We start from the raw sequence: 25,856 nt of genomic DNA on the forward strand, positions 1-25,856 counted from the left end.
CAGCGGGATCATTAACCCCGCTGTTGTTTGTGTTGAAAATCTTGATAAGCTAAAAGGATACCATCTTCTAGCGAGGTTTTGTGCTTCCAGCCCAGCGCATGCAATCGCTGAACATCCATCAGCTTACGAGGCGTGCCATCCGGTTTGCTGCTGTCGTATCGCAAAGCACCTTCATACCTCACAATTTTTTTGATTAGCTGTGCTAAATCCTTGATACTAATATCTTCACCGACTCCGACATTGATAAAGCCGCTTTCGCTGTAGGTATCCATCAAGAAAACACAAGCTTCTGCCAGATCATCGGCATATAGAAATTCACGCATAGGCGTACCCGAGCCCCAAATGACCACTTCGTCCAATTGTTTCTCTTTAGCTTCATGGAATCGACGAATTAAGGCTGGCAGCACATGGGAATTTTCAGGATGGTAATTATCATTTAAACCATACAAATTCGTCGGCATCACCGAAATAAAGTTATCACCGTACTGCGTGCGATACGCTTCGCACATTTTTATTCCTGCGATCTTGGCGATCGCATAAGGTTCATTCGTGGGCTCCAACAAACCAGTTAATAAGGCGTTTTCTTTCAATGGCTGCGGTGCCATTTTTGGGTAAATACAGGAAGAACCCAGAAACATCAACTTCTTTACTTCATGCACATGTGCATGATGGATTACGTTGTTTTGTATCGCTAAATTCTCATAGATAAAATCTGCACGATAGGTATTATTGGCCACGATGCCGCCCACTTTGGCGGCAGCCAAGAAGACAAAGTCTGGTTTTTCTTCCGCAAAAAACTGTGCAACGGCAGTTTGATCACGAAGATCCAGCTCACTAGAAGTTCGCGTCAAGATATTTTCATAGCCTAATTGTTGCAATTTCCGGTATATCGCAGAGCCTACCATACCGCGATGTCCGGCGACATATATTTTAGCTTTTTTATCCACCCTAATCTGTTTTTTACAAGTTTACCACGAGCAAGTTTTCTTCGTTTTTTTAGAATATACTTTCTCTCTATTCTTCATACCACAAATATAAGGTTATTTTTGCGCCAGTTATCCCGTGGGGTAGTTTAGTGCTGAGCCATTTTTGGCTATGTAAACGATCCACTTCATAACCGCAAAAAAGTACAAGATTAACAATGGGTAAAGATAAACTACGCAGATTTGCAGAGGTGGCTACATTCAAAAATGTAGTGCAGTTGGATGCAGGTAAAGATTATAAAGGCCAATGGGCCAAAGAATTTTTTAGGAATGAGCAACCGATAATATTAGAATTGGCTTGCGGAAAAGGGGAATATACCGTGAATTTGGCTAAGCTTTTTCCACATATTAACTTTATTGGTGTCGACTTTAAAGGAAACCGTATCTGGCGTGGTGCAAAAACAGCCTTGGAAGAGGGGATCGATAATGTCGGCTTTTTGCGTATTCAGATCGAGAGCATTCTGGAGCATTTTGAAGAGAATGAAATTTCTGAAATCTGGATTACCTTTCCTGATCCGCAGCCCCAAGATAGTCGCGAGAAAAAGCGATTAACCAGCCCTCGTTTCATGCAGAAATACAAAATCATCTTACAGAATGATGGTATCATGCACCTCAAAACCGACAATGACGATTTTTACGCATACACTTTAGAACAAATTGAGGCGGGCAAAATGCCAGTGACCAAAGAAACTACAGATTTGTATGTATCCGATTTAGTCAATGATGTGCTGTCTATCAAAACGTATTACGAAAAGAAATACTTGGCAGACGACAAGAACATCAGCTACGTGCAGTGGCAATTCCCACAATAGTACTCAGTCGTATTATAGTCCAGACGAATTGAATTGTAGGTCGTACAACTTTTTGTACGCGCCATCTAGTGCAAGCAACTCTTGATGAGATCCTGCTTCTAGCATTTCCCCTTTTTCCAAGACGATGATCTTATCGGCTCGTTGGATGGTAGATAAACGATGTGCAATCACGATTGCGGTTCTTCCATCCATCAAATTCTCGATGGCCGATTGGATCAAATGTTCGGTTTCCGTATCTACCGAAGAAGTCGCTTCATCCAAGATCAAGATTTTAGGATCATGCACCAACGCTCTGATAAAGGAGATAAGCTGACCTTGACCTGCCGACAAGGTAGATCCACGTTCTTGTACCTGATAATCATATCCGCCAGGTAGCCTTTCTATAAATTCATCTGCGCCCACTTTCTTCGATGCATCTACGATCGCATCCATAGAGATCGTGGTATCATATAGATTGATATTATGTAAGATCGTATCCGAGAACAAGAATACATCTTGTAATACCGTCGAGATCGTCTGGCGAAGATACTCTAGATTGTACTCGCGGATATCGACTCCGTCAAGCAAAATCTGTCCGCGTTGAATTTCATAAAAACGACTTAGAATATTGATCGTGGAAGATTTTCCGGCACCAGTAGCGCCCACTAGTGCGAGTGTTTCTCCGGGCTGCACTGTAAAGCTGATATCTTTCAATACCCATTTTTCGTCATTGTAAGCGAACCAAACGTTCTTGAATTCAATCTTACCGCGTACGATATCTGGCTTATAATTGCCTTCGTCCGGCGTAAATTCCTGTGTGTCGAGCACCTCAAAAATGCGTTCGGCAGAGATCATACCCATTTGTAAGGTGTTGAACTTGTCGATCAATTCTCGGATTGGCCGGAAGATCATCGTGATATACATCAAGAAAGCAACCACCACACCTGGAGAAATGGCATCCGCCAATATCTGCTTTGCGCCATACCACACTAATAAACCGGTAGCAATGGCTACGATCACCTCCAATACAGGGAAAAAGATCGAAAAATACCAGTTGGCACGGATATGCGCATTTCTATGTTCGGCATTGATCTCTTTGAACTTCCGCATTTCCTGTTCCTCGCGCGCGAAGTACTGAATGATAGCCATGCCCGAAATATGCTCTTGTAGAAACGTATTCAGATTCGAAACCCACGTACGCACACTCTGGAAGGCCGACTTCATCGCTTCTTTAAAAATATACGTCGCTGCAATCATCAACGGCATGGGAATCAGAATGACCAAAGTCAAGCGCCAATCCGTATAAAACATCACCAATAGAATCACCACCAGCTGCAATAAATCGCCAATAATTTGAATCAATCCTTCGGAGAATATATTGGCAATCGTTTCTAAATCAGAAATCGTTCTCGTGATTAAGCGACCGATGGGCGTGTTGTCAAAATACTTAAGTCGTAGGTTGGTAATGTGTTCGAAGACCTGAATACGGATATCGCGAATCACCGATTGTCCCAATGTATTGGTCATCAAGGTGTGAAAGTAGCGAATCACAGTTTGCAAAAGCAACAGCGCAATCATGGCGATTAGCATCTTGGTTAATCCGCCCGGATTGCCTGCCAGAATATAGCGATCTACGGTATGCTCTACCAACATCGGTAATGCTGGCGCTACCGCTGCCAACAAAATAGTGAGCACCACAGAGATCCAAAATACAGTGCGGTACGGGCGAATATATTGTGCCAATCGACTCAGCAATTTTGAATCGTAGGCTTTTCCAGCGATTTGTTCTTTCTTCACGATGGTTGATCGATATAAGGGTAGATAATTTGGGTAAGGTACAGACCGCAGGCAGGCACCGATGCACCGGCCTGACTTCGATCTTGGCTTGCAATCACTTCAGAAACGTGCTCCACAGGTTTCCCTTTAAGGCCCACTTCCAATAGTGTGCCCACGATGGCTCGCACCATATTACGCAAAAAACGATCGGCGGTGATGTGAAATGTCAATCGCTGACCATCTCGTACCCAACGCGCTTCGGTGATGGTACAGATGTTGGTAAATACTTGCGTATGCGCTTTGCTAAAGCAGCCAAAATCCTTTTTACCTAATAGCAATTGTGCTGCTGCATTCATTTTATCGACATCTGGCACGTCACGAAGCAACCAAGAAGCATCTTGCAGAAAAGGATCTTTACTAAAATGCACGTGGTATTCGTAGGATCTGGAAGTCGCGTCAAAGCGAGCATGTGCTTCCGAGTGTACAGGAAACAATCGCTGCACACTAATATCCGAAGGCAGTATGGCGTTCAGAGCGTGTACAAATCGTTGCGTAGAGCTAATTTTTTCCGAAGGAATATCCACATGCACATACAATTGCGTAGCATGCACGCCAGTATCGGTGCGGCCGGCGCCCGCCGTCTCGACTTCCTGCCGCAAAACGGTTTGTAGCGCCTGCTGCAACTTCTCTTGCACAGAGACGGCATTCTGCTGAATCTGCCATCCATGATAAGCAGTGCCTTTGTATGCGATTTCCAAAAAGTAGCGTTGAGTGTTTGCTTGCACGGGGCAAAGTTACGCAATTTTACGTTGTCTGAATGTAAAGTCCGTAGGTACAAAGTCTGTTCTGTTCAATCAATCTGCGTGTGGTTTTTACACCGTGGATAACTTGGCTTAACGCGGATATTTTTAGTACCTTTAAAACGTATAAAAGAAGAAACGACCATGAAAACACTAAAAGGGCCAGCGATCTTTTTGGCACAATTTATTGATAATACCGCACCGTACAATACGTTAGAAAATATTTCCAAATGGGTGAAATCATTAGGATATGTCGGAGTGCAAGTGCCCACCAATGATCCGCAGTTTTTTGATATGCAAAAGGTAGCAGAAAGCAAAACTTATGCAGATGAAATCAAAGGCCGACTAGCGGAGATCGGGGTGGAGATCACCGAGCTTTCAACGCATTTACAAGGACAATTGGTGGCTGTACATCCAACCTACGATAAATTGTTCGACGGATTTGCGCCAGCTGCTGTACACAATAATCCAAAAGCACGTACCGAGTGGGCAATCGATCAACTTAAATTAGCCGCTAAAGCATCGGCCAACTTAGGTTTGAATGCCCATGCTACCTTTAGCGGTTCGCTATTATGGCACATGGTGTATCCTTGGCCACAGCGTCCAGCAGGTTTGGTAGAAACAGGTTTTAAAGAATTGGCAAACCGCTGGTTGCCGATTTTGGACGAGTTTGATCGTCATGGCGTTGATTTGTGTTATGAAGTGCATCCTGGCGAAGATCTGCACGATGGCGTTTCCTACGAGCGCTTTTTAGAAGCTGCCAACAACCATCCAAGAGCATGTTTATTATACGATCCATCGCATTTGTTGTTGCAAGGAATGGATTACTTAAGCTATATTGATCACTATCATGAGCGTATCAAAATGTTTCATGTGAAAGATGCTGAGTTTAATCCAACAGGAAAGCAAGGCGTCTATGGCGGCTATAGCAACTGGTTGGATAGAGCAGGTCGCTTCCGTTCGCTTGGCGACGGACAGGTAGATTTCAAATCCATCTTTAGCAAATTAGCGGCTTATGATTACGAAGGTTGGGCGGTGCTAGAGTGGGAGTGTGCGATCAAAAATAGCGTAGATGGTGCTGCCGAAGGCGCGCAGTTTATTAACGACCACATCATCAAAGTGACCGAGCGAGCATTTGATGATTTTGCTTCGACCGGATCCGATGAAGCCTTTAATCGCAACCTGTTGGGAATTTAATCATAGGTGAAACAAGTAATATGAAATTAAGTCTGGGTTTTTCTCCGTGCCCGAATGATACGTTTATCTTCGATGCACTGATTCATGGTAAGATTGATACGGGCGATCTTTCGTTCGAGCCGAGCTATCACGACGTGGAGACCTTGAACCAAATGGCCTTTGCGCAGCAATTGGATATTACCAAGCTAAGCTATCACGCATTCGCCTACGCGGCCAAAGATTACGAATTGTTGGATGCTGGCAGTGCGTTGGGCTTTGGCGTCGGGCCATTGTTGATTACTAAGGATAAAGATCTTGCCGAGCGTCTGTCGAATTACGCTGGGCAAGATTTGCCAGAAGATCTAGTCGGATTACGCGTCGGTATTCCAGGTAAATATACAACAGCCAATTTCTTGTTGGGATTGGCGTATCCACAACTGACCAATAAGGAAGAACTGGTTTTTTCTGATATTGAAAATGCCGTATTGGATGGTCGGGTAGATGTGGGGTTGATTATTCACGAAAATCGTTTCACTTACAGTGAACGCGGACTATCCAAGGCGCAGGATTTGGGCGAATTTTGGGAACGAGATACCGGATATCCTATTCCGTTGGGCGGTATTGTGATCAAAAGATCTCTGCCGCAATCGGTCAAACAGCAGGTTAACAAACTCATCGCGGATAGCGTACGATTTGCCTTTGCCAACCCGAAGTCTGGCTTAGATTATATCCGCAGTCATGCGCAAGAAATGGAAGAATCGGTGATGTATCAGCATATCGATTTGTATGTCAATAAGTATTCTGAAAAGCTAGGTGAAAAAGGACGTGCTTCCGTCAATTATCTTTTTAGCGAAGCGGAGCGACTGGAATTAATACCGCCGCGCACGCAAGATTTATTTTTAGCTTCGATCTAACATTCAGGGAGACTGAGCGGCACTTTTACGGCGAGTCCACCGTCGGCAGTCTCCTTGTATTTTACATTCATATCCTGCGCGGTAGCCCACATTGTGCCGACTACAGCATCCAAACTCACTTTCGCTTTTTCTGGATTCGATTGCAGCGCCAATTGTGCCGCAGTGATCGCTTTGATGGCGCCCATCGTATTGCGCTCGATACATGGAATCTGCACCAATCCGCCAATGGGATCACAGGTCAATCCCAGATGATGTTCCATCGCGATTTCTGCTGCCATCAATACTTGTCGCTGCGAACCGCCAAGACATTCGGTGAGCGCACCAGCCGCCATGGCCGACGAAACACCAATTTCTGCTTGGCAGCCGCCCATCGCGGCGGAGATCGTAGCGCCTTTTTTGAAGATTGATCCTATTTCGGATGCGGTCGCCATGAATTGAATGATTTTCTGCTCGTTGAACGCGTCGTAGAAGGTAATGTAGTATTGCAAAACCGCAGGAATTACGCCGGCAGCTCCATTAGTTGGCGCAGTGACTACGCGACCAAATGAGGCGTTTTCTTCATTCACCGCTAGGGCAAAACAACTCACGCAATCCAAAATATACCCGAAATCTTTTCCGCCTGCGCGAATCGCTTCCAACCAAGAATCAAAGTCATCATACGGACGATCTTTGACGATGCGCTTATTCAGTTTCGTAGCGCGGCGTTCTACTTGCAATCCACCAGGCAAGATGCCAGTGGTATGGCAACCTTTGTAGATGCATTCTTTCATGGTGGAGAATATATTTAAAATACCCTTTTTCGTTGCTTCTTCTGTGCGCCACGCCAATTCATTTTCCAACACCAACTCCGAGATTTTTAATCCCGTTCGTCGAGACCAGAATAATACATCTTCTGCCGTATCCATTTGGAATGGAAGATCCACTTCGGTAGCTGTAGCGCCCTGCTCTTCTTCTTGTACCACGAAACCTCCACCAATGGAATAGTAGGTTTCACTCAGTGCAGAGCCGTCGCTCAGAAAAGCTTGAAAGGTGACCGCATTCGGATGGAAAGGCAAACTTTCATTGTATAAGAACAGCATGTGTTCGTTGTAAACGAAATCGATCTGATGCGTAGCACCAAGCTGTATCTTGTTAGAAGATTTGATGCGATCCACTTTCGGGACGACATCGTACACATCAAACGTGACCGGATCATCTCCACTCAATCCTAGTAAGATGGCGATGTCTGTACCGTGGCCAACGCCGGTTTTTGCTAATGATCCGTATAGTAATACGTTGACTTGCTGTACATTTTCTATTCCGGCACGGGCATCTACCGTTTGTACAAATCGTTGCGCAGCGCGCCAAGGCCCCAAGGTATGAGAGCTGGATGGGCCAATGCCGATCTTAAACATGTCAAAAATAGAAATCTGTTCGCTAGCCATAAGGAGATTAATAATTTCTCAAAATTACGGTATAAAAGGCGCGTATTTTTATTAATTATGAAATATTAACAAGTGCTTAATGGTACTGCTAATTAAGTGTTTATCTACATGCCAGTGCCAAACTTATACTTGCGCGATATAGTTACCGGCAACTTTCCTTCCGAGCGTATATCTTTAAACAGCACTTTGGCCGCAGCCCGTTGCATGAATGCTTCGTTCTGATAGGCTAGAATAATACTGCCGCTTTGGCTTACGTCAAGGCTATTGAGTGTGTATGGGTTGGCGTGTACGATTGTAATGGTGTTTTTGTTCGTCACTTTGTCGATAAATCCTACAACATCTTCTGAGAATGGCAATGTGCTTTGGGGTCTGTTGCGTGCGTCGTGAATGGCGAGAATTACTTGGCCATATTTACGCGCTTCCATCGTGATTTCTTGTAGGCGCTCGGGCGATTCGTTATTGGCCACGTACATTTGCATAATTCCACGCACGCGACTCGCGATTACTTGCTCTAAAGCCTGCGGCTTGTTGATGCCAACACTAATTAACAACGTAGGGCGGCCACGATTGAACGAATTAATCGCACGCTGCGAGCGCAAAACCGTGATCGATGCTTCTGCTAAGCGCTGTACCAATTGTTTGGATGCCGCGCTATTCAGATCGTTGTATAGATTTTTGGTAGATACAGGCTGGTATTTGTCCAGACCGAGCCAATACTTGGTCGCCAATACTTTTTTAACACGACGATCGATATCTGCTTGCTTGATGCTACCATTTTTAATGGCTTGCTCGATCATTTGGATCGCGCGGCCACTGTTTTCTGATATTTCCAACAAATCATTACCCGCCTCTATGGCCATCACATCGGCACGCCCGTTCGGGAAAAACTTTGTCACGCCTTTCATATCCATGGCATCAGTTACCGAAAGGCCCTGAAATCCCAATTCATTGCGCAACAGATCAGTCACTACTTTTTTGGAGATGGAAGATGGAATGTTAGGTGTGTTGTCTAGTGAAGGAATATGCATATGCGCCACCATTATGGCTGGCGCGCCTGCGCGAATCAATTCTCGGAAGGGAAATATCTCCAATTCATCCAATCTTTTCTTCGAAAAATCCAGTTGCGGAAGGTCGTGATGCGAGTCTACATCGGTATCGCCATGTCCGGGGAAGTGCTTGAGGGAAGCCACAATACCGCCAGCTACCATACCATCCATATACGCTTTCGCTTTACGCGTTACATTTTCTTTATTATCTCCAAACGAACGGTAGTTGATGACGGGATTTTGGGGGTTATTATTAATATCTACTACAGGTGCGAAGTTAAAATGCATGCCCAATCGTAGGAAATCTTTTGCCACTTGCTTGCCCATTTCGTAGATCAATTCGTCGCGCTGAATAGCGCCTAGCGTCATTTGATAGGGAAACGACGTAGTCGAATCAGCTAAGCGCATGCCCAATCCCCATTCACCATCAAAGGTGATCAATAACGGCACTTTGCTATCTTTTTGATAGCGGTTGAACATGTCGGCATGTCGCACTGGTCCACCTTGGAAAACAACCAATCCACCCAATTTCTCCTGTCGTACAATACGGCCGACGGAATCCACATAACGCGCGCCACGATCCGTATGTGCGCGAATGAGTAACAGTTGCGCAATCCGTTCGCGAGGCGTAAGTTGTTGAAAAGTGCGCTCTACCCAAGGATGAGATTGATTAATGAATGGGACGAAATCGCGCTTCGCTTGACCATAGCTCGAAGATGTAAGCAGACTAATGTAGGCGATGACGAGGAAAATGTGTTTCATAGATGTATTAAAAAGAGGTGGTAGAGAGGTGTTAGATCAACTGGTATTTGTCTTGGATCAACTGGGTAAGCTCTTGTGCATTCTGTACTTCGCCGCAAGCTTCTTTCTTCCACAGCATATCAATAACCAATAATAGATACTGTGTTTCTAATTCAGGCTTGGCATAACCCAATTCCTGAAAGGCTTTCAAGATAATAGATTGTACCGGTTTGATAAAGTGCTCATGCTGAGTTCGCGAAAGCTCATCGTGGGATAGCCTTTCCTGCATTTTCCAAAATAAAGGCTCTTCCGCGACCAGTTTATTAGGTAGCAGAATCATGTTGCGCAAAAACTCTTTAGCGCCTTTGTACGTAAGCATGCCTTTGTGGTGCATCACCACGCGGCTATACCCGGTTTTAATGATAAAGGAAAGAAGCCGGTCTTTATTGCCAAAATGCTTGAAAATCAATGCTTCTGATACGCCTGCTTGCAGAGAAATTTCTTTGGTAGAGGTATCAGCAAAACCTTTGTCAGCGAATAGTGAGGTGGCGGTTTGTATTATTCTATCTTTCCTACTAAGGGCTGTTTCTTTCATAGTTAACTGTCTGTGACAAAGATATCGAAAAATGATATTCCTTGTCTTAATTAAAGGATGCGACCGCCTTTTTGCAGGAATATTTCCTTTTTGTCCATGAAAGTCGTTTTATCAATCGGCTTAGTCGCTCTAGAAATAATGGCAGTCTTGAAACCTGCTTCCAAGCTGTCTATTGCCGTGAAGTACACGCAATAATCTGCCGCCAGTCCGCAAACGTGTACTTCGGTCGCACCTCTAGCTTGCAAGTAACCCTGCAGTCCGGTCGTCTTTCGTTTACCATTATCAAAAAAACCACTGTAGCTATCGATCTGCTTGTCTGTTCCTTTTCTAAATATAGCTTCTATGGCAGCTATATTCAGCGCAGCGGCCAATTCGGCCCCCGCCGTACCTTGGACACAGTGGTCTGGCCAGAGCGTTTGCTCTAGACCATGCAATTCGATCTTATCATAAACTTGTGCGCCGGGATGCTGACTGGCGAAACTACCGTGATCTGCGGGATGCCAATCTTGTGTAGCGATCACTAGATCATAGTCTTTTTGCAAAACATTAACGGCAGGGATAATCGTATCGCCAGCTGGCACAGCCAATGCGCCTTCGGGTAAAAAATCGACCTGTACATCGACAATGATAAGTGCTTTCATACCCAAATATAACTAATCGATCGTTAACCGATAGCCTACGCCACGGATGTTTGTAATCTTAATCCGATCGTCTTTGGAAAGGTATTTTCGGATGCGGCTGATAAATACATCTAAGCTCCGTCCGGTGAAATACGTATCATCGCCCCAATAGGTGCGGATGATCTCTTCACGTGGTACTACCTGCTCTTTACGCTCAAATAAGCGACGCAACAATTCCGCTTCGCGGAATGATAATTTCTCGGTATGATCCTCGTGGCTCAACAAAAATTTCTGCGTGTCCAACCGGTACGTGCCAATCTCATAATGTTGCTGATCGTGGTGCTGTCGTGTGGCACGATGCGCCGACTCAATGCGTACAATGAGCTCTTCGATTTTGAATGGTTTGCGGATGTAATCATTGCCCCCAAGGTGAAAACCTTTGACCAAGTCGGCTGTCTGCGTCATGGCTGTTAGAAAGATAATCGGTGTTTTGGTGTCGATCTTACGAATTTCGGTGGCCAACGTAAATCCATCCATGAGTGGCATCATCACATCCAATACCATCACATGCGGACTGAATTTTTTTAATATTTGTAACGCATCTTGTCCATTGACAGCATGTTTCACTTCAAAACCATGTTCCTCGAGGCTTTCTCCTACGATCATCGCCAAGCTGAGTTCGTCTTCTACATATAAAATTTTGAGCATGTAAGTCTTTATTTTAGTGATGTGTTATTGTGAGGTAATGATATAATGAAAGTTGTTCCTGCGCCCTCTGCGCTATCTACAACAATGTTGCCGCCGTGCTGATGCACCACTTGCTGAACATACGCTAATCCTAGGCCAAAGCCTTTCACGCTATACAATTCGCCATTGGGCACGCGGAAAAACAGATCATAAATATTTTTGTGATACACTTTCGGAATGCCGATGCCATTATCGCTGATGCGGATCTGAATGGCTTTGTCCGTCGCCGTTAAGGTAATCGTCACCCGCGGTGAAGGCGACTGATTGTATTTGATCGCATTATCTATCACGTTAGAAAACGTATTGCGAAGGTGGGCTAGGTCGCCGAGTAATAATACAACGGTATTTTGTGCCGGCAGTATTAAATCTATTTTTGCGGTGTTAACCAATTGGAAAGAGTCTACAATCTCTTGTAGGAGAACGCTAAGATCAAATTCTGTATACGTAAAGTCAATACCGCTGCGCACATTACTATTAAATTGCAGCACATTTTCTACCATCTGACTGAGGTGTTCCAACTCGCGTTTAGATATGGTTAAATACCTATTCCACCGCTCCGGATCGTTCTTCGCGCCTGAGCGTTGCAGCGATTCTACCGCTGCTGTGACAGTAGATAACGGCGTTTTTAGTTCATGCGTCATATTGGTGACGAATGATTGTTGTAAGACCGCCAACTTATTTTGCTTGCGAATGGTTTTAAACAAAGCGAGAAAAGTGCCAATCAATGCGAAGAGTAAGAAAAAGGAGAAAATGATCTGCCAGAGCATATTGGAGATAATATGTTTCCAAATGTGCGTCAACTCGGCATACAGATATAGGTTATTTTCTGCATTAATCAATATCGGCCGCGTGGTTAGGATTTCATTAGTTCGCATCTCGCGCGGTTCTTTGTACACTCTACGTGCTATTTCATGGAGCTTTAGTTGAACGTTGGCATGTTGTATACCTTGGTAAGCGAGCTCCTGTTTGTACTCCAATAATAAAGTATCTAAAGCGGCGACAGATAGCTGTGCATCTCTTCCTTGTAGCATCCAATGATTGATTTCTCTTGGTTTGCGGCGGTCACTGCGTTCTTGCGGATCGTTTCGATGCGTTTCACGATATTGCCTGCGAATACTATCCTGCCGTCTTGTAGCGTTCTTCTCCATCCACGCGTATATACTATCAATTGCAATGTTTGGATACGCAAGGCTGATATCTTCTGCAAGATTTTTTTGGTAGCTATTACGTGTGTTATTGCCGGTTATTTCGTTACGTGCGTAATAATCACTCAACGTGCTAAGCAATGCTTGATCGGCTTTTGCAAAAGTCAATTCCCGGTGGTCGCTATACGAATTGTATAGCCAAAAACTGAGGACTGCTAGTATTCCAGCAGTGATTAAGACAATAAGTAGTGCTAGGACTTTGTGGTTTTTTAACATGATTAAAACAAATTTAATTTAGTAGATTTGCACCGCATAGGTAATTGTTGATTTTTAACAAAATATAACACTGATTAACAGTAACGTTCGGTTACATTTGCAATTCATTGGTTTTTATGCTAAAACATTTCATATTTATTGCTTTCGGAGTCGTTTTTTTCGGCGCGAGTGTCTTATTGTCCAGTTGTGAGAAAGATATGGCTATCGCATTGAACAACGATAACGTAGATGCATTGAACTTAGCTTCGGTGGATTCATTATCCGTGCAAATTACAAACCTATCTTTACAGTACATTCCAACTTCTGGAGCGGGAGCAATTTTGTTAGGCCGGTATCTGCGTGAAGGCGTAGGCAGTGTTTCTATAGCTCCCTATTTCCAAGTAGAGCCGGAAACGTATACTTATAGTGATATCCCTGAGGATGCGCGTTTTGATTCGGTCAGACTAGTACTGCGCCGCCATAATCAATTGCACGTGCAAGGTGATACCACTAAATCACATACAATCCGAGTGCACCGAGTTACGCAACGTCTGGAAACAACTACATTGCAGGCTGGAGGTATCAACAATGTAGAGATTCCTTTCTATGTACAAACGCCAGCTATTTTTGGTCAACAATCCTTTCAGGTAAGTCAAACGCCGCTTGGAGAGTTGAGTTATTTACCAGCGCCGGGAAGAAGACAACGACTATCGATTCGTTTAGCCGATGCTTTTGGACAAGATTTATTTGACAAAATGCAGGCAGATGATGCTCGAGTCATGTCGGCGGCCAACTTTACAGAATACATGAATGGCTTTGCGGTTATTCCAGATGAAGAGAACACTAGTGTGATCGCTTATAATGATACGATTCAGGCGGAGATTTATTACTCATACATTGGAGCTGGGGGATTGCGTGAAACTGCACAGAAAGATCTTGTGATACGTGATTATAACCTAAAATATAATAAATATACGGCAGATAGATCCGGTACTTCTTTTCAAAACTTGTCGGCCACTACGCCGGTATCTGGTGCGCAAACTAACGGCATAGGTTTGGTACAAGCAGGCACAGGTGCGGCAGTTCGCATCGATTTTCCATCTCTTCGTAATTTCTTACAGACGCCGGGTATCGCCGTCAATAAATTGGAGTTAGAGGTAGAAGTTGCATCGAATGAAAGCGCAATGTTCCCATTGCCTACAGGGCAGGATGCGCCGTCATTATTTTTAGCAAATAGTAGCGGAGTGGCACTGAATTTTATACGAGCGCCTTTTACAACGGAGATTCAACGTGGACAGTTTATCCCGGCAAATAATACCGGACAAAACGCGAGATATACATTCAACTTAATTGAGTACGTACGTACGATCAATAGTGAGACTAATGCGCCTAGCGGATTAGTGCTATCTTTACCACCAGCTTCCTTAGTAGGTACGGCAAGTTCGTTGCTAATCGCTACGGAAGACAATAAACCTAAAATCAAATTAAACATCTTATACACAAAATTTAATTAGTCATATGAAGAAGAAAAACTGGCTAGCATTACTTTTAGTTGGTGCGATCGCGACGACATCTTTCCAATCCTGTTCGAAAGATGACGAAGAAACGGCTACAGGAGACACTGGGCCTGTAGAATGGACTAGATCCACGGTAGCACCAGAAGATCCTAGAGAGGGTGCGGCATCTTTTGTGATTAATAATCAAGCATTCCTTGTGGGTGGCTACACAGCTACTCGTGTTATTTTACAAGATGCATGGGCGTTCAATGGATCTCAGTGGGAGCCTAAAGCACAATTTTCTGGCCCAGCGCGTCACCGCGCGGTAGGTTTTTCTATTGGTGAAGCCGGCTTTGTGGGTACAGGATACGATGGTACCAATGCGTTGAATGATTTTTATCGTTTTGATGCAGCTGCAAATACATGGACTAAAATCGCTGATTTCCCTGGAGAAGCGCGTTTTGGCGCAGTAGCTTTCTCGCTTGGAGGTAACGGATATGTAGGTTTGGGAGAGACTCCGTCAGGCAAAACATTTAGTGATATCTATCGCTACAATCCTTCGAACGATACGTGGACATTAGTACCTACGCAATTCGGATGGACTCGTTCGGGTGCTTTCGCTTTTGTGATTGGTAACAGAGCGTACGTTGGTGGCGGTCGTTTCAACAATCAATTACCAGAAGATTTCTTCGCTTTTGATGGCACAACTTGGACTAAGTTAAATGACTTAAACCGCAATGATGCGAATCAAACGTATGATGTAAGACGTCATAACACTTCTTCATTCGTTATTGGTGGTCAAGGTTACATCGTAAGTGGTAGAGCGCCTGCTGGCTTGGTATCTAACGTATGGAAATATGATCCAGGAAGTGATACTTGGACCAATCAACATCAAGCGATACAAGGTAGTGGAGCACGTGAGAAAGCAGTTGGCTTCGCGATTGGTAACAATGGCTATATCACAACGGGTTCTGCTGGTACAGGTCGCGAGCAGTTCTACAGCGAAACACTGGTATTTACACCTGTAAGATAAGTAAGACTAAAACGGATACTCTATAGCGGAGTATCTTTTACAATAAGAAGAGCCGGATGATTGTTATAATCATCCGGCTCTTTTTTGTTTATCCAATTTTTCAGGGAAGAAGCAAATTGAACTGATTAACCGATCAATTGCTTTTTATGTAGTAACTCTGCAATCTGGACCGCGTTGGTTGCTGCTCCTTTTCTGAGGTTGTCTGCTACTACCCAAAGATTAAGCGTTTTGTCCTGAGACTCATCTCTGCGAATACGACCCACGAAAACCTCATCTTTGCCGTGTGCATCTTTTGGCATTGGATATTCTAATTTTGCTGGATTATCCACGACAATGATACCTTCTTGAGCTGCTAATAGATCGCGAACTTCCTGAAGGTCAAAATCATTTTCGAATTCGATATTTACAGACTCCGAGTGACCACCGATCACCGGGATACGTACCGTTGTTGCGGTTACGCGAATAGAATCGTCACGCATGATTTTGTTCGTTTCCTTGATCATCTTCATCTCCTCCTTGGTGTATCCATTATCTTGGAAAACATCAATCTGTGGAATCACGTTAAGATCAATTTGGTGTGGGTATGCTTTTTCGCCATCGATACCCGCTCGCTCGTCATTTAATTGCTTTACAGCCGCTACTCCCGTACCAGTCACCGACTGATAAGTAGAAACTACGACGCGTTTAATTTTGTATTTCTCGTGCAATGGTTTCATCACGACCACCATCTGAATGGTAGAACAATTCGGGTTGGCGATAATCTTATCATCCGCTGTCAATACATCTCCGTTTACTTCTGGCACGATCAGTTTTTTTGACGGATCCATGCGCCAAGCTGAAGAGTTATCAATAACAGTAATGCCTGCTTCAGCAAACAAAGGAGCAAATTCTGTAGAGGTACTGCCTCCGGCAGAGAAAAGTGCTACATCTGGTTTGAGTGCAATAGCATCTTGAGCAGTCACCACCTTATACTTCTTACCCTTAAACTCGATTTCTTTACCCTTGCTTCTTTCAGAAGCAACTGGAATTAATTCTGTTACTGGGAAGTTTCTTTCCGCCAATACTGTCAACATTTCTGACCCAACAAGACCTGTTGCGCCAACTACTGCAACTTTCATAAATAAATTATCGTTTAACTTTAAATAAATAAACCAGATTAAGTATATTTAACACGTAATCAACCCCAAACATACTAAATTATTTGGATTCTTATTCTTAAATCTACTGCGAAAGTAGATTTTAATCAGGCTTAACATGACTTTGAAGTCGTTTGTTGTATTATGTTGGATCTCTGTGTTTTGCTGTTATGGCTGTGCTCCTGTATTGGAAGATGAGCTGCGCTACGTGGCGCCGCACCCCGTCATCAATGAGTTGATGATGAATCCGAGCGGCACAGACCTTCCGCTGCGAGAATGGTTAGAATTGTACAATCCTTCTAACGTGGCTATTTTATTGAAAAACTATACGTTAACGTATAATAATACATCTTTCCAATTTCCAGATATCTATCTCCCTGCTAAGCAATATGTGATCGTTACTGCTGCGCAGAATGAACAAGCATTTGTCGGATTTGGTAATGTGTGTGGCATTGCCGGATGGCCGACTATGAGTAATGCTGGTGCTACCATCTCGCTTACTCATCAAGAAGTCGGAACAGTCGATCAAGTATCCTATGCCAGTAATTGGTATGCTAGTACATCAAAAAGAAGTGGTGGTTGGAGCTTGGAAAGGATCAATCCAGAGTTTGGTTGCAATCCTGCATCGGCTTGGCAAGAATCTGAAGCTAGAGAAGGAGGTACGCCGGGCGCGCAAAACAGTGTATATCGTGCAAACGCTATCCCAGATGTGCAAATTCGGCAAACTATTGTGCAAGATCAGGATCTGAGTTTTGTGCTCAATATGGACATTGGAAATAGTTTAACCATTCAGCAAGTGCAAATGCCGATCGGTTTACCGCCAATATCGAGTTGGCGGACTTCCAGAGATACCATACAGATTTCCTTCGGTCAGCAGCTGCCCGAAGGTTTTCCATACGAAGTGACGATTGCGGGACAATATTGTGGTAGAACCATCACACTGTCGCAAACAGTGTTTACGGAAACATCCCTACAGTATAATGATGTGGTCATCAATGAAGTGCTATTCAACCCCAATACGGGCAGTCCCACCTTTGTCGAAATTTACAATCGATCGAACAAGATCGTCAACCTCCAAAACTGGTTTCTAGGAAACCGGTTAATTTCAAATCGCCAATTACTTTTCCCACCAAATACCTACCGTGTGATCACCACGAATCCGGATCCGTTGCAGCGAGATTATCCCAGTGCAGTATTACGTGAAGTCATTGTGCTTCCAAGCCTTCCGGCTTATGCTAACCTGCAAGGAATCGTTACACTTTTCTCACCAGCAGCTTTAATGGATAGTTTGCGCTATACTGCCGCGATGCATCAGCCTTTTATCCGCAATGCACGTGGGGTTTCACTAGAACGAATTTCACCAGATGTTCCCACGAATGTTGGCGGAAATTTCATTTCGGCATCCACCTACAGCGAAGGCGCAACGCCCGGCTATGAGAATTCACGCTTTCGTGCGGGCACGATTACCGAGAATAACGTATTCCTAGCTGCGCGTACGATGTATCCAAATAGTGCAAGCGAAGATCGATTGCTATCTATTCATTATGAGTTTGTTCAAGAGAATACCATGGTAAATCTCACGATCTATGATGATAAAGGGAGGAGTATAAATCGACTTGTTCGCAATCAAGGGGTGGGTTATACGGGCAGATTTACTTGGGACGGCAAAAGGGAAAATGGTGAACAAGCGCCTTCTGGTGTATACTTAATGTGGATGGAAACGTATCACGATAATGGCCAGCGTCAGACCTTCAAAGAATCCTTTTTATTGAGAAATTAGGCTACGCCTGAAAAACAGCCATTGCCCATTTTAAAGTAGGAATCAAAAAACAGTATATTTGCACGAGAATTAACCGTTTTGGAGCGCAGACTGGCATTAAATCTGCTTTTTTGAACGCGAAAACGGAAGTGAATAAATCTAAACATGGGAGAACGCATATTAATACTAGGCGCAAACGGACAAATTGGATCAGAACTGGCTGCCGCACTACGTCTGAAATTTGGTGCAGACAATGTCATTACGTCGGATATCCGCGAGCCGCGCGAACGCGCTGAGCAAGAAATCTTCGAATTGGTGAACGTATTGGACAAAGAGAGAATAAAACATCTTTTGGAACAATACCAACCTACTCAAGTGTACTTATTGGCTGCGATGCTTTCCGCTACGGGCGAACAATATCCTCAAAAAGCTTGGGATTTAAATATGAACGGCTTATTGAACGTGTTGGATCTCGCTGTTGAGTTGGGAATAAAAAAGGTCTTTTGGCCAAGTTCTATTGCCGTATTTGGACCACATTCACCGAAGGTGGATACGCCTCAATATTGCGTAATGGATCCCAACAGTATTTATGGTATTAGCAAATTGGCCGGAGAAAGATTGTGCGAGTATTACCATAAAAAATATAACTTGGATGTCCGTAGCATTCGTTATCCGGGTGTTATTTCTTGGAAAACAGAGCCAGGCGGTGGTACGACGGATTATGCTGTGCATATCTATTTCGAAGCCTTGCGAAATGGCGCATACACCAGTTTCCTTTCTGAAGAAACGGAATTGCCGATGCTGTATATGCAAGATGCCGTGCGTGCAACACTAGAATTGATGGATGCGCCGGCGGATAAACTAAGCATTCGCTCGAGTTACAACCTAGCAGGAATGAGTTTCACACCGAAAGATATCTCCGAAGAAATCCAAAAAATTCTTCCTAGTTTTGAGATATCCTACACGGAAAATGATCCGAGACAAGCTATTGCAGATTCGTGGCCAAAGCGTATTAACGATGATTATGCGCGAAAAGACTGGGGCTGGAAACCTTCCTTCGATCTGGAAACCATGACGAAGGATATGATTGAAAATCTAAAATCAACGATATAACAATGGGTAGAGCCTTTGAATTTAGGAAAGAGAGAAAATTTAAGCGTTGGGCGAAGATGGCCGTCCAGTTTACGCGACTAGGCAAGGAGATTGCCATGGCCGTAAAAGAGGGTGGCCCGAATGCAGATAGTAATTCACGCTTGCGTACTGCCATGCAAAATGCCAAGGCGGTTAACATGCCAAAAGATCGTGTAGAAGCTGCTATAAAACGCGCTTCGGAAAAAGATGCGAAAGGCTATGAAGAATATGTGTACGAAGGATATGGCCCACACGGTGTGCCTGTGCTCATCGAAACGGCAACAGATAATACCAATCGTACCGTAGCCAATGTAAGAAGCTATTTTACCAAAGCAGGCGGCTCATTGGGAAAAACCGGCTCGTTGGATTTCATTTTTCAGCGCAAATCGATCTTTCGTTTCCCTGCACCTGAGGATCTGGATGTAGAAGAATTGGAATTGGAGTTGATTGACGGCGGTTTGGACGAATTATATGTGGAGGCTGACGAAGAAGGCAATGACGTAGTCGTCGTGCAAACTTCGTTTGAAGATTTTGGTAACATGCAAAAGTTACTAGAAGAGAAAGGCATCGAAGTTTCTTCGGCTAAGTTGGAGCGTATTTCTCTATCTCATTCTTCATTAACCGAAGAGCAAGCGGCAGATGTATTGAAGTTGATCGATAAAATCGAGGAAGACGATGATGTGCAGGCCGTTTATCATAATATGGACTAAGCGATATTGATATGCATAAAAATCCCTGCGAAACCACTTTCGCAGGGATTTTTTTTTACTTTTGATCATGCTCAGTTTTGAAGAGTTCTTCCATAAGAAAAAGATTGACCTGACTGCTTTGCAGGCAGGTGAGCCGGCGTTGTATGCAGAATTTTCGAAGCATTACGCGGCAATGGGAGAGAAGAGCTTTGATCATACTAAGAAATTTTGGTTCAATAAGCTCCGGAAAACGTATTTGCTCGCCGCAGGCGAACCAGCACCTGTTCCAGAAAAACCATTAGCGATTTCAGACGCGCCTTTGGAACCGGTTTCGGATGTTGTGCCTTCTGAGCCAGCAACAGCTGCCGTAAAACCAGCCGGCTTTAAACCACGTTTCAAGGCCGGCGCTGCAAAAGCTGCTTCTACGGAATCCGCAACACCAGAAGAAACCATTTCGGTAGAAAATAAAGAAACTCCTTCTGCGGAAGAAAAACCAGTAACAGAAGAATCGGCTACGCCGATTAATAAACCTGCCGGCTTTAAGCCTCGCTTCAAGGCCGGTGCAACGAAAACCGTTTCTACCGAGCAAACAAAGCCAGAAGAAACCATTTCGGTAGAAAATAAAGAAACTCCTGCTGCGGAAGAAGAATCGGCTACGCCGATTAATAAACCCGCCGGCTTTAAGCCACGCTTCAAGGCCGGTGCTACAAAAACCATTTCTTCCGACCAAACAAAGCCAGAAAAAACCATTTCGGCAGAAAACAGCGCGGAATCTACTCCTGCTGCGGAAGAAAAACCGGCAACAGAAGAATCGGCTACGCCGATTAATAAACCTGCCGGCTTTAAGCCGCGCTTCAAGGCTGGTGCGACAAAAACCGTTTCTACAGAACAAACCAAGCCAGAAGAAACCATTTTGGCAGAAAATAAAGAAGCTCTTGCTGCGGAAGAAAAATCGGCAGCAGAAGAATCGGCTACGCCGGTTAGTAAACCCGCTGGCTTCAAGCCACGCTTCAAAGCCGGTGCTACTAAAACCGTTTCTACAGAATCGGCAAAGTCAGAAGAAACCATTTCGGCAGAAAATAAAGAAACTCCTGCTGCGGAAGAAAAATCGGCAGCAGAAGAATTGGCTACGCCGATTAATAAACCTGCTGGCTTCAAGCCACGCTTTAAAGCTGGCGTAACGAAGCCTAGCAAGCCCAAAGACGATCAGTAGCGAACGAAAGCAATGGATCCAGTAAACCCCGCGCCAGAAGAAAGTTTAAAGAAGAAAGCCGCCACAGGATTTTTGTGGGGCGGCCTATCCAACGGTGTGCAACAAGTAATTGGCTTGATCTTCGGTCTTGTGCTGCTGCGCGTGCTGGATCCTAAAGATTACGGTATGGTTGGAATCCTCACCATATTCTCCGCTATAGCATCCGCATTGACAGAATCTGGTTTTGTGAGTGCAATAAGCATTAAGAAGGACGTGACGAAGGCAGATTATAATGCCGTATTCTGGTTTTGCGTGCTTTTAGGTGCCGGAATCTATCTGGTTTTGTATTCCGTGAGCCCCTTTTTAGCCGATTTCTATGCGTTGCCCCAATTAGAGCCATTAGCTAAAATTTCCTTTTTGAACTTCTTAATTAGCAGCTTTGGCGTCGCGCATAGCGCGTACCTGACGCGTAATTTAATGGTGAAAGAGCGGTCGACCGCGCTGCTTTTTGCCGTTTTGATCAGTAATGTCATCGGCGTAGTTGCGGCGCTGCAGGGGCTGAAGTACTGGTCTTTGGTTGTCCAAAATCTGACCTACTGTGTGATCTCCGCATCGCTGTTTTGGTACTATTCTCATTTTCGTCCTTCATGGCGGATCAATCTTCGTCCGGTCAAGCCTTTGTTGTCGTACAGCAGCAAGCTGATCATTACCAATGTGTTTTTCCACGTCAATAATAATTTCCTGACCGCCATTCTGGGTAAATATGTGGCCGTAGCGCAAGTCGGACAATATACTTCGGGCAATAAGTGGAATCTCATGGGACAAAATCTGATTTTGAGTATTTCCAATACCATCATCCAACCGCTGATGACGGAGGTATCGCACAGCGAAGAAGAGCGCAAAATTCGTGTATTCCGCAAGCTGCTTTCCTTTATCTCTTTCATCACCTTTCCACTAATGTTTGGTTTAGCGCTCATTGCGCCTGATTTTCTTTTGCTTGCTGGCGGTGCCAAATGGTTAGAAAGCGCCGATTACCTGCGCGTTTTGGCATTTGGAGGCGCATTCGCCGTGGTGAGCAATGCCTTTTCAAACTATACCTTGAGCAAGGGTCGATCTACTACCTACATGTGGAATATGATCGTATTTGGCATCTTACAGGTCGGCTTATTCTTTGCGCTCAAACACTTGGGCGTATTGTACATCGTGCTGGGTTATGCGACGATGAATCTGCTTTGGTTGAATACCTGGTTTTTCATCACGCGGAAAAGCCTGCAATATAGTTATCGCTTCATGTGGCGCGATGTATACGCGTATGCACTTAGCGCCATGGTTGGATTTCTTGCGACTTATTTTTGGATTGACTCCTTGCCACACGCGGTATTAAGATTAGGGGTGTCTGTATTATCGATGGGAGCAGTTTATTTGGGTATTTGTTACTTGTTTTCTAGAGATACATTTGTGGAAATTCAAAACTTCTTTCGCAACAAGCTATGAAGAAGTTACTCAGCATTATCGTTTCATACAATTTTGAGCCTTGGCTCACCAAATGCTTGGATAGCCTGCTACATTCGACTTATCCCACGGATATCTTCGTAGTTGATAATGCATCGAGCGACCGTACGGTAGCCCGAATTAGGCAAGATTATCCGCAAGTGATTTTGCATCAGAGCGATACAAATTTAGGCTTCGGCCGTGCAAATAATATCGGTTTCGATTATGCGATCGCGAATGGGTATGATGCTGTTTTTCTAGTTAATCAAGATGCTTGGCTGCATCCAGCATGTTTAGCGCACTTGATGCAAGAAGATTATGGATCGAGCGTAGGAATTATATCGCCAATGCATTACGATGGCACGGGTTTGCAGTTAGATGAAGGTTTTGCTGGGTATGTGAATCAAGAGCAAATGGATCTTGATCATTTTGCTGTATCCTTTGTGAATGCCGCATTTTGGCTGATTCCCATTGCTGTCCTAAAAGAAGTGGGACAATTTTCACCGATCTTCTATCATTATGGCGAAGACAGCGATTATGCCAACCGCATACAGCACCATGGCTTGAAAATCATGGTCAATACCAAAGCCATTGCCTATCATGATCGACAAAACAGAAAGAACCTTTCCAAAGCACAATTTTTTAAAAGAGAATTCATCTATTTCCTGACGGAATATGCCAATGTAAATCATTCCTTTCCGAAGGCGTTTGGCTACGGCGTATTAGCACCGATCAAAAAGGCTTTTCAACGACCTTCCGCTTCACCTTATAATGGCTTCACTTCGTATCTTACTGTTGCTTTTCAGGTTTTGGCGAAGACAGCGGCCGTTATCCAGACTAGGAAAAGAAACACCTAAATATAATGCGGTCCGTCCTAGGCTGCGTATTTGCATATGCAGACTTTTTTGGCGAGTTTCGTCTATTCATTTAACACGCCCATGGAGCAGCTAAGTCCCATTATTCTTTTTGCCTACAATCGACCCGAACATACACAACGCGCATTGGAAGCGTTGGAGCAGAACGTGGGCGCTGCAGACAGCATTTTGTATGTATTTGCGGACGGCGCAAAGCATGATGGCGCTACGAAAAGCGTGCAGCAAGTAAGAGATGTACTCAAAAGAGCTTGGGCCTTCAAAGCAGTGCATATCATCGAGCGCGATCGCAATTGGGGGTTAGCTAATAATGTGATGGATGGCGTAGGGCAGGTGATGAAAGAACATGGCCGTGCGATCGTATTGGAAGATGATGTGCTATTTGCACCGCACACGCTGCAATACTTCAACGAAGCCTTGATTCGGTATGAAAACGAAGAAAAGATCATGCACATTGGTGGATTCATGTACGAGCTGGATCGCTCTGGGTTAGATGAAGCATTCGTAACTCGTTATGTAGCCAGCCAGGCTTGGGCGACATGGTCGCGCGCTTGGCAACATTTTGAACCCAATATCGATCATATCATCGCGCAATTTGATGACGCCAAAATCGCAGCGTTTACTTTTGATCACACCATGAATTTCTGGCGGACGATCTTGCAGCAGCAAAAAGCAGAAGTCGATTCTTGGGCGGTGCGGTGGTATGCCAGCGTTTTCTTAAAAGGTGGTTTGGCGATCGAACCTAGCCAATCGCTCATCGAAAACATCGGTCACGATGGCTCGGGTGTGCATTCAGGAATCAACACCATGTTTGAAACTTCCATACGATCCACGCCGATAACGCGGTTTCCAACTGATTTGGTAGAAAATCAAGCTGGTTATGCCGCACTGCGGCATTTCTTTAAACATCGAAAAGGAAATTTATTTCAACGGGCATACCGCTTTGCGATTAATAAGCTCCGCTAAACGTCTATTTATTAGCTTTTGACCACAACCATGTCCGATCAATCTCGTTCACTTCCTACCATTTCTATTATCACCATCGTGTATAATAATGTGCGGGATATCGCATATACTTTAGCATCTGTGGCGGAGCAAAGTTACAAGGAGGTCGAATACATTGTGATTGATGGCGCATCTACGGATGGTACATTAGATGTGATTCATCAATATGCTGCGCATATTGATATCCTAGTGTCAGAGAAAGATAATGGCATTTACGATGCGATGAACAAAGGATTGACTCGTGCCACAGGCGATTATGTGTTGTTTCTCAATTCTGGTGATACATTGTGCGACGCGGATACCTTGCACACCGTGGTCGAGCGGGGCAATGATGCCGATATCATTTATGGAGAAACCAAATTGGTGGATGAAGATCGTCGCATCATTGGCGATCGTCGGCATAAAGCTCCAGAACAGTTCGATTGGCGCTCTTTCCGCTACGGAATGAGTGTTTGCCATCAGGCGATATATGTGCGTAGAAGTATCGCTTCTCCTTATGATACCAACTATCAATTAAGTGCGGATATCGATTGGGTGATTCGCGCAGCGAAAAAAGCTAAAACCACAAAAAATGTGCATGCTGTTGTCGCGAAATACCTCGTAGGCGGCATGTCGCAGAAGCGACATCAGCAAAGTTTGAAAGAGCGCTACGAAATCTTCAAAAAACATTACGGAACGCTCACCAATATCTTCAACCATCTGATCATTGGGATTAGATTAGTGTTTTATCGATTGCAACATGGAAAATCTAGAGAATAATCTGCTTAATCCGCAACTGTTGGTCGAAGTAGCCAATGCGAAGATGCCTTTCGGAAAATACAAAGATACGTACCTACGACATCTTCCTGAGGCGTATCTCAATTGGTTTCATAATAAAGGTTTTCCTCCTGGAAAGCTTGGGGTCCAACTCGCTACCTTGTACGAGATCAAACTCAATGGTCTGGAGTACTTGTTACAGCCCTTAGTCAAACGCTAGTTTCACGCGCGTTATGCACCACTTTATCCCTTCCCCAAAAAGTTTTTAAACATAAATGTCATT

The 25,856-nt window shown here is 44.3% G+C and carries 24 protein-coding genes; 14 read left to right on the top strand and 10 right to left on the bottom strand.

Annotated elements, in window-relative coordinates:
• Nucleotides 1-11 precede the first annotated feature (11 nt).
• Complete coding sequence (fcl, locus tag AC3IRT_RS00585; protein ID WP_489394618.1) at nucleotides 12-947, bottom strand: GDP-L-fucose synthase; 936 nt, start codon at nucleotides 945-947, stop codon at nucleotides 12-14.
• A 194-nt stretch (nucleotides 948-1,141) separates the two neighbouring features.
• On the opposite strand from fcl, the gene trmB reads away from it, so the two are divergent.
• Nucleotides 1,142-1,795, top strand: a complete 654-nt coding sequence (trmB, locus tag AC3IRT_RS00590) for a tRNA (guanosine(46)-N7)-methyltransferase TrmB (protein WP_489394619.1) — start codon at nucleotides 1,142-1,144, stop codon at nucleotides 1,793-1,795.
• 12 nt (nucleotides 1,796-1,807) lie between these two features.
• On the opposite strand, the gene AC3IRT_RS00595 is transcribed toward trmB, so the two are convergent.
• Nucleotides 1,808-3,571 (bottom strand): ABC transporter ATP-binding protein, encoded by a 1,764-nt coding sequence (locus tag AC3IRT_RS00595; protein ID WP_489394620.1) that lies wholly within the window; start codon nucleotides 3,569-3,571, stop codon nucleotides 1,808-1,810.
• Nucleotides 3,568-4,335 carry a tRNA pseudouridine(38-40) synthase TruA gene (truA, locus tag AC3IRT_RS00600; RefSeq protein WP_489394621.1) on the bottom strand — a complete coding sequence of 256 codons (768 nt, stop codon included), beginning with the start codon at nucleotides 4,333-4,335 and terminating at the stop codon, nucleotides 3,568-3,570. The genes AC3IRT_RS00595 and truA overlap by 4 nt, the downstream gene beginning before the upstream one ends.
• A gap of 159 nt (nucleotides 4,336-4,494) precedes the next feature.
• On the opposite strand from truA, the gene AC3IRT_RS00605 reads away from it, so the two are divergent.
• Complete coding sequence (locus tag AC3IRT_RS00605) at nucleotides 4,495-5,547, top strand: sugar phosphate isomerase/epimerase family protein (protein WP_489394622.1); 1,053 nt, start codon at nucleotides 4,495-4,497, stop codon at nucleotides 5,545-5,547.
• Between the two features lie 20 nt (nucleotides 5,548-5,567).
• Nucleotides 5,568-6,440 (top strand): 1,4-dihydroxy-6-naphtoate synthase, encoded by an 873-nt coding sequence (locus AC3IRT_RS00610; protein ID WP_489394623.1) that lies wholly within the window; start codon nucleotides 5,568-5,570, stop codon nucleotides 6,438-6,440.
• On the opposite strand, the gene AC3IRT_RS00615 is transcribed toward AC3IRT_RS00610, so the two are convergent.
• From AC3IRT_RS00615 to AC3IRT_RS00640, 6 genes are all read right to left on the bottom strand, one after another.
• A complete protein-coding gene (locus tag AC3IRT_RS00615) occupies nucleotides 6,437-7,864 on the bottom strand; it encodes an L-serine ammonia-lyase (RefSeq protein ID WP_489394624.1) in 1,428 nt (475 codons plus the stop codon). The two genes, AC3IRT_RS00610 and AC3IRT_RS00615, sit on opposite strands and share 4 nt — an antisense overlap.
• Before the next feature lie 104 nt (nucleotides 7,865-7,968).
• The gene (locus tag AC3IRT_RS00620; RefSeq protein WP_489394625.1) at nucleotides 7,969-9,672 is read right to left on the bottom strand and encodes a glycoside hydrolase family 3 protein; all 1,704 of its coding nucleotides are present in this window, start codon (nucleotides 9,670-9,672) and stop codon (nucleotides 7,969-7,971) included.
• 31 nt (nucleotides 9,673-9,703) lie between these two features.
• Nucleotides 9,704-10,246, bottom strand: a complete 543-nt coding sequence (locus AC3IRT_RS00625) for a TetR/AcrR family transcriptional regulator (protein ID WP_489394626.1) — start codon at nucleotides 10,244-10,246, stop codon at nucleotides 9,704-9,706.
• A 50-nt stretch (nucleotides 10,247-10,296) separates the two neighbouring features.
• On the bottom strand, nucleotides 10,297-10,887 hold the full coding sequence (gene pncA, locus AC3IRT_RS00630; RefSeq protein WP_489394627.1) for a bifunctional nicotinamidase/pyrazinamidase: 591 nt from the start codon (nucleotides 10,885-10,887) through the stop codon (nucleotides 10,297-10,299).
• A 12-nt stretch (nucleotides 10,888-10,899) separates the two neighbouring features.
• Complete coding sequence (locus tag AC3IRT_RS00635) at nucleotides 10,900-11,574, bottom strand: response regulator transcription factor (protein WP_489394628.1); 675 nt, start codon at nucleotides 11,572-11,574, stop codon at nucleotides 10,900-10,902.
• Between the two features lie 8 nt (nucleotides 11,575-11,582).
• Nucleotides 11,583-13,034, bottom strand: coding sequence for a sensor histidine kinase (locus AC3IRT_RS00640; RefSeq protein ID WP_489394629.1), 1,452 nt, complete (start codon nucleotides 13,032-13,034; stop codon nucleotides 11,583-11,585).
• Between the two features lie 116 nt (nucleotides 13,035-13,150).
• On the opposite strand from AC3IRT_RS00640, the gene AC3IRT_RS00645 reads away from it, so the two are divergent.
• The gene (locus tag AC3IRT_RS00645) at nucleotides 13,151-14,527 is read left to right on the top strand and encodes a DUF4270 family protein (protein WP_489394630.1); all 1,377 of its coding nucleotides are present in this window, start codon (nucleotides 13,151-13,153) and stop codon (nucleotides 14,525-14,527) included.
• 4 nt (nucleotides 14,528-14,531) lie between these two features.
• Entirely contained in the window at nucleotides 14,532-15,542 is a 1,011-nt protein-coding gene (locus AC3IRT_RS00650) for a Kelch repeat-containing protein (protein ID WP_489394631.1), read from the top strand.
• 125 nt (nucleotides 15,543-15,667) lie between these two features.
• On the opposite strand, the gene AC3IRT_RS00655 is transcribed toward AC3IRT_RS00650, so the two are convergent.
• The gene (locus AC3IRT_RS00655) at nucleotides 15,668-16,660 is read right to left on the bottom strand and encodes an aspartate-semialdehyde dehydrogenase (protein ID WP_489394632.1); all 993 of its coding nucleotides are present in this window, start codon (nucleotides 16,658-16,660) and stop codon (nucleotides 15,668-15,670) included.
• Nucleotides 16,661-16,796: 136 nt separating this feature from the next.
• Between AC3IRT_RS00655 and AC3IRT_RS00660 the strand changes: the two genes are divergently transcribed.
• The 9 genes from AC3IRT_RS00660 (at nucleotide 16,797) to AC3IRT_RS00700 (ending at nucleotide 25,793) form a co-directional block, all read left to right on the top strand.
• Nucleotides 16,797-18,458: a lamin tail domain-containing protein gene (locus tag AC3IRT_RS00660; RefSeq protein ID WP_489394633.1), complete on the top strand. Its 1,662-nt coding sequence runs from the start codon at nucleotides 16,797-16,799 to the stop codon at nucleotides 18,456-18,458.
• A gap of 144 nt (nucleotides 18,459-18,602) precedes the next feature.
• Nucleotides 18,603-19,550, top strand: coding sequence for an NAD-dependent epimerase/dehydratase family protein (locus tag AC3IRT_RS00665; protein WP_489394634.1), 948 nt, complete (start codon nucleotides 18,603-18,605; stop codon nucleotides 19,548-19,550).
• Between the two features lie 2 nt (nucleotides 19,551-19,552).
• A complete protein-coding gene (locus AC3IRT_RS00670; protein ID WP_166332621.1) occupies nucleotides 19,553-20,278 on the top strand; it encodes a YebC/PmpR family DNA-binding transcriptional regulator in 726 nt (241 codons plus the stop codon).
• Between the two features lie 67 nt (nucleotides 20,279-20,345).
• A complete protein-coding gene (locus tag AC3IRT_RS00675) occupies nucleotides 20,346-21,470 on the top strand; it encodes a hypothetical protein (protein ID WP_489394635.1) in 1,125 nt (374 codons plus the stop codon).
• Nucleotides 21,471-21,482: 12 nt separating this feature from the next.
• The gene (locus AC3IRT_RS00680) at nucleotides 21,483-22,943 is read left to right on the top strand and encodes a lipopolysaccharide biosynthesis protein (RefSeq protein ID WP_489394636.1); all 1,461 of its coding nucleotides are present in this window, start codon (nucleotides 21,483-21,485) and stop codon (nucleotides 22,941-22,943) included.
• Nucleotides 22,940-23,797 (top strand): glycosyltransferase family 2 protein, encoded by an 858-nt coding sequence (locus tag AC3IRT_RS00685; protein ID WP_489394637.1) that lies wholly within the window; start codon nucleotides 22,940-22,942, stop codon nucleotides 23,795-23,797. Before AC3IRT_RS00680 ends, AC3IRT_RS00685 begins: the two co-directional genes overlap by 4 nt.
• 81 nt (nucleotides 23,798-23,878) lie before the next feature.
• Nucleotides 23,879-24,778 carry a glycosyltransferase gene (locus AC3IRT_RS00690; RefSeq protein ID WP_489394638.1) on the top strand — a complete coding sequence of 300 codons (900 nt, stop codon included), beginning with the start codon at nucleotides 23,879-23,881 and terminating at the stop codon, nucleotides 24,776-24,778.
• Between the two features lie 30 nt (nucleotides 24,779-24,808).
• Nucleotides 24,809-25,576, top strand: coding sequence for a glycosyltransferase family 2 protein (locus AC3IRT_RS00695; protein ID WP_489394639.1), 768 nt, complete (start codon nucleotides 24,809-24,811; stop codon nucleotides 25,574-25,576).
• The gene (locus AC3IRT_RS00700) at nucleotides 25,557-25,793 is read left to right on the top strand and encodes a DUF3820 family protein (protein WP_489394640.1); all 237 of its coding nucleotides are present in this window, start codon (nucleotides 25,557-25,559) and stop codon (nucleotides 25,791-25,793) included. Before AC3IRT_RS00695 ends, AC3IRT_RS00700 begins: the two co-directional genes overlap by 20 nt.
• The last annotated feature ends 63 nt before the right edge of the window (nucleotides 25,794-25,856 follow it).

Source organism: Sphingobacterium sp. KH_072 (genome assembly GCF_057837975.1).

Bases quoted from the DNA above. Each gene is read 5' to 3' on its own strand.
- trmB (WP_489394619.1), top strand. From the start codon at position 1,142: ATGGGTAAAGATAAACTACGCAGATTTGCAGAGGTGGCTACATTCAAA.
- AC3IRT_RS00605 (WP_489394622.1), top strand. From the start codon at position 4,495: ATGAAAACACTAAAAGGGCCAGCGATCTTTTTGGCACAATTTATTGAT.
- AC3IRT_RS00610 (WP_489394623.1), top strand. From the start codon at position 5,568: ATGAAATTAAGTCTGGGTTTTTCTCCGTGCCCGAATGATACGTTTATC.
- AC3IRT_RS00615 (WP_489394624.1), bottom strand. From the start codon at position 7,864: ATGGCTAGCGAACAGATTTCTATTTTTGACATGTTTAAGATCGGCATT.
- AC3IRT_RS00620 (WP_489394625.1), bottom strand. From the start codon at position 9,672: ATGAAACACATTTTCCTCGTCATCGCCTACATTAGTCTGCTTACATCT.
- AC3IRT_RS00625 (WP_489394626.1), bottom strand. From the start codon at position 10,246: ATGAAAGAAACAGCCCTTAGTAGGAAAGATAGAATAATACAAACCGCC.
- pncA (WP_489394627.1), bottom strand. From the start codon at position 10,887: ATGAAAGCACTTATCATTGTCGATGTACAGGTCGATTTTTTACCCGAA.
- AC3IRT_RS00635 (WP_489394628.1), bottom strand. From the start codon at position 11,574: ATGCTCAAAATTTTATATGTAGAAGACGAACTCAGCTTGGCGATGATC.
- AC3IRT_RS00640 (WP_489394629.1), bottom strand. From the start codon at position 13,034: ATGTTAAAAAACCACAAAGTCCTAGCACTACTTATTGTCTTAATCACT.
- AC3IRT_RS00645 (WP_489394630.1), top strand. From the start codon at position 13,151: ATGCTAAAACATTTCATATTTATTGCTTTCGGAGTCGTTTTTTTCGGC.
- AC3IRT_RS00650 (WP_489394631.1), top strand. From the start codon at position 14,532: ATGAAGAAGAAAAACTGGCTAGCATTACTTTTAGTTGGTGCGATCGCG.
- AC3IRT_RS00655 (WP_489394632.1), bottom strand. From the start codon at position 16,660: ATGAAAGTTGCAGTAGTTGGCGCAACAGGTCTTGTTGGGTCAGAAATG.
- AC3IRT_RS00660 (WP_489394633.1), top strand. From the start codon at position 16,797: ATGACTTTGAAGTCGTTTGTTGTATTATGTTGGATCTCTGTGTTTTGC.
- AC3IRT_RS00665 (WP_489394634.1), top strand. From the start codon at position 18,603: ATGGGAGAACGCATATTAATACTAGGCGCAAACGGACAAATTGGATCA.
- AC3IRT_RS00670 (WP_166332621.1), top strand. From the start codon at position 19,553: ATGGGTAGAGCCTTTGAATTTAGGAAAGAGAGAAAATTTAAGCGTTGG.
- AC3IRT_RS00675 (WP_489394635.1), top strand. From the start codon at position 20,346: ATGCTCAGTTTTGAAGAGTTCTTCCATAAGAAAAAGATTGACCTGACT.
- AC3IRT_RS00680 (WP_489394636.1), top strand. From the start codon at position 21,483: ATGGATCCAGTAAACCCCGCGCCAGAAGAAAGTTTAAAGAAGAAAGCC.
- AC3IRT_RS00685 (WP_489394637.1), top strand. From the start codon at position 22,940: ATGAAGAAGTTACTCAGCATTATCGTTTCATACAATTTTGAGCCTTGG.
- AC3IRT_RS00690 (WP_489394638.1), top strand. From the start codon at position 23,879: ATGGAGCAGCTAAGTCCCATTATTCTTTTTGCCTACAATCGACCCGAA.
- AC3IRT_RS00695 (WP_489394639.1), top strand. From the start codon at position 24,809: ATGTCCGATCAATCTCGTTCACTTCCTACCATTTCTATTATCACCATC.
- AC3IRT_RS00700 (WP_489394640.1), top strand. From the start codon at position 25,557: ATGGAAAATCTAGAGAATAATCTGCTTAATCCGCAACTGTTGGTCGAA.